This is a genomic window from Photorhabdus antumapuensis, from assembly GCF_020387775.1.
Taxonomy (GTDB): domain Bacteria; phylum Pseudomonadota; class Gammaproteobacteria; order Enterobacterales; family Enterobacteriaceae; genus Photorhabdus; species Photorhabdus antumapuensis.
Genome location: NZ_JAHZMK010000052.1, coordinates 15751 through 29210, shown reverse-complemented (window position 1 = coordinate 29210; position 13460 = coordinate 15751). Strand labels below are relative to the sequence as shown.

General features: G+C 40.6%; 10 protein-coding genes. All 10 read right to left on the bottom strand.

The features are described 5' to 3' along the window. Positions 1–4 precede the first annotated feature (4 nt). Positions 5–676 carry a CsgG/HfaB family protein gene (locus tag KZ793_RS18735; RefSeq protein WP_225816707.1) on the bottom strand — a complete coding sequence of 224 codons (672 nt, stop codon included), beginning with the start codon at positions 674–676 and terminating at the stop codon, positions 5–7. Positions 677–1275: 599 nt separating this feature from the next. Continuing rightward, positions 1276–2700, bottom strand: a complete 1425-nt coding sequence (gene hldE, locus KZ793_RS18730; protein WP_225816706.1) for a bifunctional D-glycero-beta-D-manno-heptose-7-phosphate kinase/D-glycero-beta-D-manno-heptose 1-phosphate adenylyltransferase HldE — start codon at positions 2698–2700, stop codon at positions 1276–1278. Between the two features lie 84 nt (positions 2701–2784). Next, positions 2785–5670: a bifunctional [glutamate--ammonia ligase]-adenylyl-L-tyrosine phosphorylase/[glutamate--ammonia-ligase] adenylyltransferase gene (gene glnE, locus KZ793_RS18725; RefSeq protein WP_225816705.1), complete on the bottom strand. Its 2886-nt coding sequence runs from the start codon at positions 5668–5670 to the stop codon at positions 2785–2787. A 16-nt stretch (positions 5671–5686) separates the two neighbouring features. Beyond that, positions 5687–6625, bottom strand: coding sequence for a CYTH domain-containing protein (locus KZ793_RS18720; RefSeq protein WP_225816704.1), 939 nt, complete (start codon positions 6623–6625; stop codon positions 5687–5689). A 309-nt stretch (positions 6626–6934) separates the two neighbouring features. Further along, positions 6935–7675: an NADPH-dependent oxidoreductase gene (locus tag KZ793_RS18715; protein ID WP_225816703.1), complete on the bottom strand. Its 741-nt coding sequence runs from the start codon at positions 7673–7675 to the stop codon at positions 6935–6937. 88 nt (positions 7676–7763) lie between these two features. After that, positions 7764–8597 (bottom strand): polysaccharide deacetylase family protein, encoded by an 834-nt coding sequence (locus KZ793_RS18710; RefSeq protein ID WP_225816702.1) that lies wholly within the window; start codon positions 8595–8597, stop codon positions 7764–7766. Further along, positions 8594–10294 carry an asparagine synthase (glutamine-hydrolyzing) gene (asnB, locus tag KZ793_RS18705; RefSeq protein WP_225816701.1) on the bottom strand — a complete coding sequence of 567 codons (1701 nt, stop codon included), beginning with the start codon at positions 10292–10294 and terminating at the stop codon, positions 8594–8596. Before asnB ends, KZ793_RS18710 begins: the two co-directional genes overlap by 4 nt. 8 nt (positions 10295–10302) lie before the next feature. Continuing rightward, positions 10303–11421: an acyl-CoA dehydrogenase family protein gene (locus KZ793_RS18700; protein ID WP_225816700.1), complete on the bottom strand. Its 1119-nt coding sequence runs from the start codon at positions 11419–11421 to the stop codon at positions 10303–10305. 1 nt (position 11422) lies between these two features. Further along, positions 11423–12646 carry an MFS transporter gene (locus tag KZ793_RS18695; RefSeq protein ID WP_225816699.1) on the bottom strand — a complete coding sequence of 408 codons (1224 nt, stop codon included), beginning with the start codon at positions 12644–12646 and terminating at the stop codon, positions 11423–11425. 9 nt (positions 12647–12655) lie between these two features. Next, entirely contained in the window at positions 12656–13438 is a 783-nt protein-coding gene (locus KZ793_RS18690; protein WP_225816698.1) for a hypothetical protein, read from the bottom strand. Between the last annotated feature and the right edge of the window lie 22 nt (positions 13439–13460).

Below are 13460 nucleotides of genomic sequence, written 5' to 3'. Positions count from 1 at the left end.
TTTCTTAATTAGATGGCTTCCATGCACCGGTTTCAATACTTTCAACCAGACGGTTTACTGCTTCACGAATGGCCAGATCCAGTACCTTACCATTCAGTGTGGAATCATAGCTGGCAGTGCCACCAAAGCCGATAATTTCACGGTTGGATAATTTATACTCCCCTGCCCCTGCCACAGAGAAAACCACTTCGGAAGTTTCTACGTTCACCACATTCAGCGTGACTTTAGAATAAGCCACCTGTGATTTACCACGCCCTAATAACCCCCATAACTGATGATCACCCACTTCTTTGCGGCCAAATTCAGTCACGTCACCGGTAATAACGTAAGCAGCACCTTTCAACTTCTGCGATTTACCTTGTAAACCCGCTTCTGCTTTCAGTTCCGCCATATTCGTACGTTCCAGCACCGTAAAGCGTCCCGTCTGCTGTAAGTGCGAGACTAAAATCGTTTTAGATTGATTACCAAGGCGATCAACTCCGTCGGAGAAAATGCCATTTTGATAACTGGAACGGTTTTCAAACTTACCGATCGCAATTGGACTACGAACACCTTGATATACCGTATTATAAGAATTAACTTTTTGTACCTGGACGGTATTAGAAGATTCAGTTGTACACCCTGATAATATTGCCGAAGCCAAACAAATTGAAGATAAAATCAACTTACCTTGCATAAGAACTTATTCCTGCGTAAAAAATTTATCCGTTTATCTACTAACTTTAAGATGTAAAAGTTGTAGATAACATATTTCATTAAAAAATCATTTATATCAGAAATCATTATGAATAAGCCGACGTTACGTGACCAGCATTTTATGCCACAAAGATAAAAAACTATCTGTTACATCACACTTCTTCTGGTTAATCCCCTACCCATCAGAGAATAAAATTACATTAACTTGAATTACCATTATGATATTTTAATAATGTTCGTATCGTTAATTAAATCACTCACACCCGATATTACAAATATCTATACCCTTCATCTTTCAAGCTGCTGCTTTGTTGGCTGCTTTCACTCCCCCCAGTCACATAGTTATCTATGCTCCTGGGGATTCATTCACTTGCCGCCGCGCTACAACTCGAAATCTATTAGGTATATATTATTTATGATGAAATATCGCTCAATTAAGCACAAGTTAAATAAAAAATAGCCGGGAAGATTTCATCTCTTGCCCGACTTTCATTCTAATAATATGATCAAATAAATAATTTACAGTGATCAATACAGTAATATCTTCTGGCTATTTTCAATGACAAGCTACAGCATTATTTACTGATTTTTAATTACCTTGATGATATTGGTTGTCGAAATACCATCTTCAAAGTTCAACACTTTGACTTCTCCGCCCACAGCCCAAACTTCTTCACTACCAGCAATTTCTTCCGGTTTATAATCGCCCCCTTTTACCAATACATCAGGCAAGACATCCGCAATCAATCGCTGGGGTGTATCCTCTTCAAACGGCACAACCCAATCCACAGCGCCCAGAGCAGATAACACAATCATTCGTTGCTCTAGTGGATTAACAGGACGGTTCTCACCTTTCAGCCGTTTAGTTGATGCATCACTGTTAACAGCAACAATTAACCGATCACCCAGTTTACGGGCATTCTCCAGATAAGAGACATGACCTGCATGCAGAATATCAAAGCAGCCATTAGTCATCACGATCCTTTCACCGCGTTGACGAGCATTAGAAACAGCCTGTTTAAGCTGAAATTCGGTCATCACACCGAAACCCGTTTCAGCGCGTCCACGAATAGCATTCTCCAGTTCAATCGGCGAAACGGTCGACGTTCCCAGTTTGCCAACCACCACCCCCGCAGCAGCATTCGCCAGGAAACAAGCTTCATTCAGTGGCTTTCCAGCCGCAATCGCCGTTGCCAGCACGCCAATAACCGTATCACCGGCACCCGTAACATCAAACACTTCCTGCGCCTGCGTAGGTAAATGCAGTGGTGGTTGATCAACACTCAATAAACTCATCCCCTGTTCAGAACGGGTGATCAGTAATGCATGAAGATCTAAATCTTTAACTAGCCGAGTACCTTTCTCAACCAATTCATTGTCATCTTTGCAGTGGCCCACGACCGCTTCAAATTCAAACAAATTTGGCGTTAGCAAAGTTGCACCACGATAACGCTCAAAATCATTACCTTTCGGATCGATTAATACCGGGACTTTAGCCGCGTTTGCCAGTTTGATCATTTCCTGAACCTGACTCAGTGCACCTTTGGCGTAGTCAGATAGAACCAATGCCCCAATATGAGGTAACGCCTGTTCAATGCGCTCCAACATTGGCTGCGCATCGACGTTATCGAAACCTTCTTCAAAATCCAGGCGAATTAACTGCTGATTACGGGAAAGTACCCGCAGTTTAGTAATTGTCGGATGGGTTGGAACAGAAACAAAATCACAACGCACCTTAACGCTGCTCAGTTTCTCACTCAGCACACGTGCTGCGTCATCAATCCCAGTCAAACCGATTAAATGTGAATTTGCCCCAAGAGCCGCAATATTCATAGCAACGTTGGCAGCGCCTCCCGGACGCTCCTCAATGGTATTGACTTTTACAACAGGCACCGGTGCTTCCGGTGAAATCCGGCTGGTTGGTCCATACCAGTAGCGATCTAACATAACATCACCGACGACTAAAACCCCTGCACAGTGAAAATCCGGGAGTGTCATTTTCATCCCTTGCTCCAAACATTAGATATTAGTTGGTGCCAAATATTATCATACGCCTGTGAAATCCCTACACCAAACCGATAAAACCCGTTATTGTTCCCCCAACCACTGTTGCCAACTACGACGTACCCGTTCCTGTTGCTCACTGAAACAGTGGGTTGATACTCGACTGGAAAGCGTCTGTAACGCCAGATGATGTAGTTCATCACGCATAGAAACATAAGCTTGTGTTAATGCGGCTGCCTCATCTTCATCCATAATTTCATAAGCCGCCATTAATTGAAAAATTCGCACATTATCCGACCAACGTACCAAACGCTCATTTTCAGCCGCATAACGAAGCACCAAATATTGAGCGATAAATTCGATATCTGTGATTCCCCCCGAATCAGCTTTAATATCAAATTGATCTGAATGGTGACTACCTAAATGTTTATGCATCTTTTCCCGCATTTCCCTTACCTGCTGGCGTAACAAAACGGGTTCTCGTCGTGTACATAACGTCTGATGGCGTATCCGTTCAAAATCCCGATGCAAGTTTTCATCACCAAATACCATACGAGCACGTACCAACGCCTGATGTTCCCAAGTCCACGCTTGATTCTGCTGATAATCAGCAAACGCACCGATGGTACTGACTAACATGCCTGATTCCCCTGAAGGACGCAGGCGGATATCCACGTCATACAACACACCAGAGGAGGTTCGAGCACTGAACAAGTGCATAATTCGTTGGGCAAGACGCAAATAAAATTGCCGAGCATCAATCGATCGATCACCATCGGTCATTACATCCATCGGGCAATCAAGCAGGAAAACCAAATCAAGATCAGAACTGTAACCCAACTCCCAACCACCCAATTTGCCATAACCAATCACAGCAAATCCCAATCCCTTCCGCTGACTCAGATGTGATGGAACACCATAACGTTTTGCCATTTTCCCCCACGCCTGTAGAACAACCACTTCAATAATCGCTTCTGCCAGATAAGTGAGATGATCACTGACCTTCATCACCGGCAACACGCCAGTGATATCTTCCGCCGCAATCCTCAGTAATTGCGCCTGCTTAAACTGGCGGAGTGCCTCTAATTGCTGCTCTTCATCATCTTCAGGTATCCGCAACAAATATTGTCGCAATTCATCCTTGTAGGCATTCAGTGGCAAAGGTTCATACAGAAATTGTGGATCAAGCAGCTCATCCAGCAACAATGGGTGACAGGCAAGCTGAGTCGCGATCATCGGTGAAGCTGCACACAACCGGATAACATGTGTCAGTACAGCGTCCGATTCCAATATCAGTTCCAGGTAAGTTGTACGGCTGACAATACTTAACAACAACGGAATAACCCGCTCTAGCACTATATTAACATCTTGATTATTAACACCTTGATTATTGACATCCTGATTGGCATCTTGCCGTAAACAGACTTTTGCCAACAAACGTGGCATCAGATGGTCGAGCACATCACGCCCACGAGGGCCAATGGTTCTTTTGCCCACATCATGACGGAACACAGAAATAATATGCAATATCTGCTGGGCAATCACTTCATCCAAGTGCGGAGCAAGTATAATTAGCTCTTCTTTTTCGAGATTTTCCAGCCACAGACTTTTAAATGGCACATGACCAGGTTCCTCTTCACTATTATCACTGTCATCGCCAATTAATTGCGTAAAAATAGCCCGAACAGCGCCCATCTTGCTGTTTAATTCAATTACCAGAGCGTCCCAACTTTCAAATCCCATGCCCCACGTCAGTCGTGAACGATTCAGCTCATCTTCTGGCAGAGTCTGAGTTTGTTGATCGTTAATTGCCTGTAAAAGATTTTCTAGCCGCCGCAAAAAGAGGTAACCATCAGCCAGTTGTTTCACCTGCAATGGTTGTAAAAGCGCCAACTGCGCTATTATCTGAAGAGTTGGTAACAACGCCTGAGATTGCAAACACAGTTCACGTCCACCACGAATCAGTTGGAATACTTGAGCGATAAATTCAATTTCACGGATACCACCAGCACCCAGTTTGATATTGTCTTTCAAGCCACGGCGACGCACTTCCCGTTCAATCATGCCTTTCATATTTCTCAAGGATTGGATCACACTGAAATCAATGTAACGGCGAAAGATAAACGGTCTCAGCATCCGGCGCAGCTCTTCACCATACGCTTGGTTGCCCGAACCCATAATCCGTGCTTTCACCATCGCATAACGTTCCCAATCACGCCCTTGCTCTTGATAGTAATCTTCCAGTGCAACAAAACTAAACACCAATGGACCACTATCACCGAACGGGCGCAAGCGCATATCTACCCGATACACAAAACCATCCACAGTTTGCTGATCGAGCACTTTGATAAGACGCTGCCCCAGGCGGGTAAAAAACTGGGTGTTATCCATTTCACGCCGGCCACCTTGGGTCACGCCGTTTTCAGGATAGACAAAAATCAGATCAATATCAGAAGAGAAGTTCAACTCACCACCGCCCAGTTTTCCCATACCGAGAATTAACAGCGGTTGTGGGTCGCCCAGCTCATTACAAGGCGTTCCCCAATCCTGACAACAACGCTGATACAACCAATCACGGGCAGCAATAATCAACGTTTCAGCCAACATACTAAGCTGTTGCAGTGTCTCCTGAGTCGTCATGCTATGTAGCGCCTGCGACCAAGCTATTCTGACCAGAATCTTGTTACGGAACTGGCGTAAAACCCGCATGAGGGTATTTTCATCCTCTACTGATACGAGTAACTGTTGCAGCCATTCAGCATATTGATGCCACTCCTGCGCTTCAGGTGGATGTTGGCGGATCTCAGCTAACCATTCAGGATGAATGTGCAGGTTTTCAACAACAAAATCACTCAGTGATAATATGGCCTGCTCATGAGCAACAAACGGCTCAATATTCAAAATCAGTTGTTGAAAATGTTCCGTCACACGCTGTAACTGGGCCAGAAGCGGAGTTGAAAGTGGCAACATAGAGAATTCCTGTTATTTAAGCAGAGAGATTGATTAACCACATAGTCAGTGCCAACTTACATTGCAAATAGAGCGAGCTGTAACATAGCGTTTCAGCTTCTGTTTCCGTATCCAATAATTTCTGGTTAATAACAACTAATTGGTTATCCAACGGTTCCGGCTCACTAGAATATTCGATCATCTGCTGAATCAAAGTTAGTATTTGCTTTAAACCATCCCGACCGTCTGACAAACCGGCCAACCAACGTTCCTCTTGCTCCTGCCAATGGGCTAATATTGACGTAAGTACCGCAGGCAATGACTGCTGCATATCAATTTCCACCTGGATTGAAGGCCAAACTGCTTTTGGTTTTCCCTGAGCTAATTGATAACCACGGGCCGCTTTGCTTCTATTTCCTTGCCGCATTCCATTTGATTTTGCCAACTCAACCGCCAATGCTAATACATCGGTTATGATCCCTTGCTTTAACTCCAGTTCAAACTCACAAATTGGCTCCTTACGGTCTGTTGCAATAATGTCTCCTTGATCGAGCACTACTTCAATCTCACTTTGTCCATAAGTCACCACCCACTTCTCACGCATAAAGTCAGTACTGAATAACGCCTTCAAACGGGATTGCAATGCTTCCACATCACATTTGTCAGGCCAGATGTGCGGTGGAAACAGAGTCAATGCCAGTTCCGGCTTTGCCAATGGCACATTATATTCCGGTCGCTGATGCAACCCGCCAACCACCTTACCAGCTGTTTTAATCGTCATCTCATATTGATCATCAAAACCACGGATCCGTAACCCCATATCAAGACCGCGCAGTTGGTTATCCGGCGTTTCAAAATAGATATTGGTCAACTTTTGGGGAGAAAAATAGTCATGAGGAAATAACAGTAATTGCTGACGAATTGCAGGAATAGCTTGTGGTTTAGCGATAAGTTTTAATTCGATTTCTACACTCATATCTGCACCATTGATAACAATCTTTGCTCTCATCTTACCTTGATTTCGCTTTTTGCTACGAATAAAAAGCGGTTTTCATCAGGTAAGATCACCCTGGATGTTAACCCAAGAAAGTGGTGCTTATCGTTGAATATGCAGACACAGATTGATGACCATCTCAATACGATGGTCAAATAGGGAGTCCTTAAAATATTACTTTTCATCAACCAGATTCCAACACAAGTTGTATTCAAGGCAATTGATTTTTCGTTCCGTTGCTCCTCAAACCCCAATTTTATTTGAGGTATAGAAAATAAAATCTCACATAGGTTATTTGTCTAGTTTGAAACCCTGCTGCTGAATGGTAGAAAGTACATTCGGGTAATAGATATTTTGGTAATAATTGGCGGTATTCGTGCTCCAATTGTTACCGTTGCTACGACCGATATGATGCCAGTACGCCATTAGCGTTTTGTCGTACTGTTCAATCGCTTCTGGCAAGAGTTCACTGCGATAACGTTCGTCATGGCAGAAGCTGTTAAGTGGCAAACGCGGTTTCTGTTGTGCAGCGATATCGACATAACCGATCACGATACCGGCCACTGGAAAAGTCAGTTCCGGCAATTGCAGGAGATCAATCATCGCTTTTGGATCACGACGAATACCGCCAATCGGCACGATACCCAAACCGTAAGAGCGGGCTGCGATCATCAATGCGCCTAGTGCGATACCAACATCAGTTGAACCTGAGATGAGGCTTTCAACACTCTCATGCGCGGCCTGCTGTTTACCGTTCATAGCCATACCGAAACACGTTTTGTGCATGTCCAGCACTATGGTGATAAATATCGGTGCCTGAGCAATCCACGGCTGACCACCAGCCAATTCTGCGATCCTGGCCCGGCGGCGCGCATCACGGGTCACCACCAGTGACACCTGCTGTGAATTCATCGATGTCGGTGCGAGATGTGCAGCTTTAATAATACTAGCCAAAATATCTTCAGGAATAGGTTTGTCGAGATAACTGCGTTCACTGCGGTGCGAAGTGAGTAGTTCAATTGTCTGATTCATAATAATTCTGTGAATAAGTGAATTAAGGTTTACTAAATGTGTAATGGCACTATTTGCCATAAGATATATTGCAAGTAAATTAGTGTTATTACTGACAGGCAATATCTCCAGGCAAAGTTAGCGTGATATTTTTTTCTCTATGTAGCTGCTGAAAAAAGGATAGCTGCTGTTCTAGATACAGTAAACGATGAGGTCTGCCGATAACCGGAGTATGCAGCGGAAAAGCCACTACCGGTGACATATTCTGATTGGCGATAAGAGAAAGCCCGTCAATATAATCCCGCATCGACTGAAAATAATCTCCGGTCGTTAGGCTCTTAGCGCACAGTGATGGGGTATCGTTAACCTCAATGTTATAAGGTACGGAAACCAATGTTCCATGATTACAGGTAATTTTTGTAAGAAAATCAGAGCAAGACCAATCAAGCGTATAATAAAAGCCAGACTCAGACAACGCTTTGAGTGTATATTCATTACCGTTAATCCAAGGAGATAACCAACCTTCTACAGAAACGCTGAAAAAGTCTTCCAGCGTATTCTTGACTTCCTTAATATAGTTAATTTGCTGATTATAGGTCAGTTCGTGAAAATAATCGGTATTAGTTTTTCCATGAGCCACGATCTCAATATTTTTATAAGATTGTAGCGCTTTTGCCAGAAAAGGATATTTGATGACTATATTAGAATTAATCAATAAAGCTATCGGAACCTGATGAACGGCAAACCTTTCCAGAATATTAAACATCCCCTCATAAAGCCCATACATTCTCCATGAGTGATTTTTAAAATCAGGCGAAAACTTCACATTGGTATATCCATGACCTAAACCGCTGGGTTCACTGTCTTCTATATTAAGTGCAAAGTATACAAACGTACTTTTTTCATTGTGACTAAGCGGAAGATATTCAATATATTTTATCATAAACACTCCTGATAAACATTCTTATACCACAAATCAAAAACCTTCACAGACCAGAGTTTATTAAAATCATGCATATTCCAATCCTCCACTCGCAGACATTTATTTTTAAGATCATCAAGAAAAAGATAATCATGTACGACTGAATTTTTATCAAACAGAGGCAAGGCAAAATAATTAAAGATTTCTTTATTTTTTAGAAAGTGAAATTGAAAAGTAAATGGCTGTTTTTTACGGTAACTAATTTCATGTCCGAGATAGGAGGAAAATATTTTACGTAGCAAATACTTACCAATACCATTCTGAAACTTATCCGCAGAAGAAACCAAAATGGCTAGTTGCATATGGGTCGGATCTAAAAACGGGCTTCTTGTTTCAATACCATTTTTCATAAAAATTCTATCCATCCGAGTAAGATGATAATTTTTAAAACGTATTTCCATCTCCTTCCGCGTAACAGACTCAATGTCAACCGAGGGAATATTGCCACCAAAGTAATGGGCAATATCATAATCCTTAATCCTAATCTCATCCCGGGTAAATAGAATGAGTGACCGAAAATAAGCTGACCAACCGGTATTCATCAGATCGCTATAACGCGAATAACCGTACCACAGTTCGTCCGCTCCATCACCTGTAATTAAAACACGATGATTTTTATTGATTTGCTTAGCTAATGCTAAAGAATTAACAATAATAGGATCCTGTACTGGCTGCTCCATAGACAAAACAGATTCTTCCAATAAAGAAGGAATCTCATGCTCGTTAAGCAATAAAGGTGTATGTTTAATGCCATACTGACTGGCAAAGGCCTTTGCTAACGGTATCTCATCAAACTTATAGCCATCATCACTGCCGATGGTATACGCGTCAAACTCAACATGACTTAACTTTAATAAATAATTAATAATTGAAGAATCTAGCCCGCCACTGAGCAGAGAAGCAATAGGACGGGAATGACGCGACCGCAAAAACACAGCATCAACCAGCGACGCCATAACTTCCTCATCTTCAACCTGTTTCTTTTCAGTACTAAAGGAGTGATATTTTATTGAAACATGACCTCTTTTATTGCGATCAAACCATAAGAATCCCCCGGCTGGAACCTCAAAAATTCCCTTAATAAAGCTGGATTCATAGCCGGATGATTTAAACATAAAATAATCGGCAATCACATTGAAATTTAATTCAATATTTCTTTTTATCCTCATTAGCCCTAAAACGTTAGAAGAGAAAAAGAGAACGCCATTCTGAATCAAATAATAGAGAGGTTTTTTACCAAGAATATCTCTGGATAAAAAAATGTTATCGTCATCTATCATTACCAAAGCAAAGGCACCATTCAGCTCACGCAGAGCCTTAGTCAATCCCATTCTCCTTATCAAAGGAATGAGAATCTGACCATCACAGCTGTTCTCTTCTAAATCGAATAGAGTATACTGCTTTGCCAGACGGATAAAATTGTATATCTCACCATTATAAACAACATGCGTTTTATTCTGAGAATACGGTTGTAATGTATGGTGGCCTTTGCCAGTAATAGAAAGTTGACTAAAAAAAAGGCTAAAATTTTCTGTTATCAGTTCAGATTTAAAATCCGGGCCTCGATCTTTAATGCTATCTTTCAGAATAGAAACGACATTATTATCTAAAAAAATTTTTTCATGGGTTAAATTAAAATAGCCAGAAATTCCGCACATTTTATTTCCTAATCGTAACTGATTTTAAAATAGCTTCCAGAGAAAAGGTCATAAGATATTTTATCTTCAATCTGATAGTTAGCCGGCCCCATATATTGGAGTAACAGAGCATTTTGAATGATATTATTTACAGTATTTCTTTCTTTCAGTACCGATGGACCAAATAAAGGTAGCAAGATTAATACTGAATCCCTGATTAAAGCAGTAGAGAGGTACTTTAAACTGAGACAATAAGTCAGATCAAAGTATTCTCCCGAGATCAGAACGCGTTCAAAACCCCGAATAAAAGCATAAAACTTATCCTCAATTTTTCTATAAACTTCTTTATCATAGATATACTTATATTCCTGTTCCAGAGTATCAAGTAGTCTGGCAAGCAGACCCAATGCCAATAAGCCAGGATTAATGCCTGATTCATGGTTACTTATTTGTAATTTGGCACCACTCCCACGTCTGCCAAGGAAATACCGACTATCAGAACTTAGGGAAGAAAACACGATTGAACAATTTTGCGCTGATTTAAAACCAATCAGATCAAGAGGAAGCAGCTTTAATTTTTCTTCAGGAAACGCGTTGGGAAGACAAATAAACGACTTTCCGCCAAATTCCTTATCATTAACGATAACATGCAGATAACAGGACTCAGAGACACCGGTTGAGATATATTTATTTCCTGATATCAAAACATTATCACCTAAAGTATTCAGGACCGATGCTGGATTCTGCTCCCCCTCACTCCAGGAAGAAGACATCAAACGCCCACTATGATAAATATTCTGAGCAATTTCCTGGTAAAGACTCTCACTGGCATAGTTATTAAGCCGGGCCGTACATTGAAAATGAAACATGTACAGTGATGCGAGATTGACCGAATAGTAAGAGAGGTAAGGCAACAGACTAACCGCTGGTTTAAGGCCCGCATTCCTGCCACCAAGCTCAGTGGGTATCATAAACAATGAAAGTAAAGATTGTCGGTTAAGGTAGTTAATCAATGTAACTGGATACTTATTTTCAAGATCCACGGCTGACATTTCATCCTTAATAGTATGAATATCACCCAATAACTCAGTGTATTCCTGATTAAATTTTTCCATCAGACAAATAACTGATGCCAATGCTTTACCCATCTCACACCACCTTAGAATTAGATGTCACTTTCCTCGTCATAAACATGCAAGAGATCAGACAGATAATAGATATCACGATCAGTGATGTTAATCCGATAATGTTCTTGGTTCTGTCAATATCAAAAGTATCTATCATCAGCCCCACAACCAATACCGATATTTGATAAAAACTGGTATAACTCAAACTATGAATATTATAAACTAATGGTAAATTCGTCTCGCTACTATTATTTTGTATAAGCGTTGTATCCAATGGGATAATAATCCCTCCACAAAGCCGCATAAGAAATATAAAGATAAATATCAGATAGATGTTATTTATAAACAACGCTGCCGAAAATAGTATCGCCTGAAAAAAATAGGCGATAATAAATAGAATAAAAGCAAACCTTTTTTCACCATCAAATTTAATATTGTAAACAATGATACAACCAGCCAGCATAGATACTGCCTGCACTATATAAAAAATACTCAGTAATCTCCCTCCCGCCTCATCACTCATAAATATCACAGGCAACAGGACATTCAATGCACCTCCCACTACGCCCCAGCTCAATCCCAAAATAATAATAGAACTTAGGATAGGACTCTGCTTAATCTCATAAAAAAGTTTATAGATCATCTCATTAATTGTGACTTTTTTCTTTATTTTATCGTGAAACAACGCTGAATCACTGTTTATTCCAATCAAAAACAAACATGATCCTATATAACTGATTGCATTAAAAATAAGCGCAGTTTCGACAGAAAAGAGATTAAGCAAAAAAGCACCTATAACTGATCCCAGCCCCATAGCAATAAAAGATCCACTATTCAAAACCGCGTTAATTTTACTCCGGGTATTGATATCATAGAGCTGAGTTACCTTTTTAATATAAGAAGTCCTAAATGCTGTGCTGACAATACCAATTAGCATATTAATCAAAAAAATATAATAAATTGATTGCAGCGACAACAACATACAAAGAATCAAAATAGCCCGCAGTATATCCCCATAAATCATAGCCGTTTTATTGTTGATTCCAGTCAGAAACCGGACAATGAACGGCGAAAAAAGCAGAGATGGTAAAGCCGAAGACAAAATAAAAAGGCTCACCATCAACCCGGACTTTGTTGAATTATAAATATAAAGCAATATAGAAACCTGAAACACCCAATCACCAACAGCTGAGATTGTCACAGCGGGAAATAGGAATTTCAGATTATTATCTTTAACAAAAATCATAATACCTTCCTAATCCCGGATATATTTTATAAATCCCCGCTCAATTTTATCATTGAGATCATCAATGCTATCCTTGATGTACGAAATACCAAATTTTTCAATTAACTGTAACAATGTCGCCTCATTATTATTCTCTATCAAGAAAGACAAAATATCCCCCTTAGTTAACTGAGTGAAAGAGGTCGTTTTGGGAATGCTTGGGTGTTTGACAATTAATATTTTTGCCGACTCCTCGTCTTCTGAAAAGGTAATATTCAGATAATCCTTTAACGAAGCTCTGACTTTGATAATGTCACGATGCTGTGACAATACCAGCTTATCATTAACGGATAGATTTTCTATATATTCCACTGCCGGCTCATTGTAGTTAACCCAGCAGATGCATGTGTTTTTATAACAAAAATGAAGAAGTTCAAAAAGATAACCAGGATAGTTGTAACGAAGTAACACATCGGAAAAATAGTGATAATATTGTTTAGCATCAAAAATTTTATTCACCGAACCGGTTTTATAGCATTCAGTAAATCGCAGAGCATAGTCGTCATAGTCGAGATATTTTTTTATTTCCCGTACAAAAAACCCAAACTCGCCATCCCGACGCACAATTCTCTCTTCTTTTACCAGAAAACTTAGCTTAGAAATGCTGTTAAGATCCAAATCTTTCAGATAAGAAATTTCTTCTGATGATAAAGGAAAATCATTCAACACAGCATATTCACTGTCGATAACCTGATTCAAAAATACCTTATCACGGATCATTTTAGCCATGATATTTTGAACATCCGCTAACATAATGCCACCTCTAATGAATGAG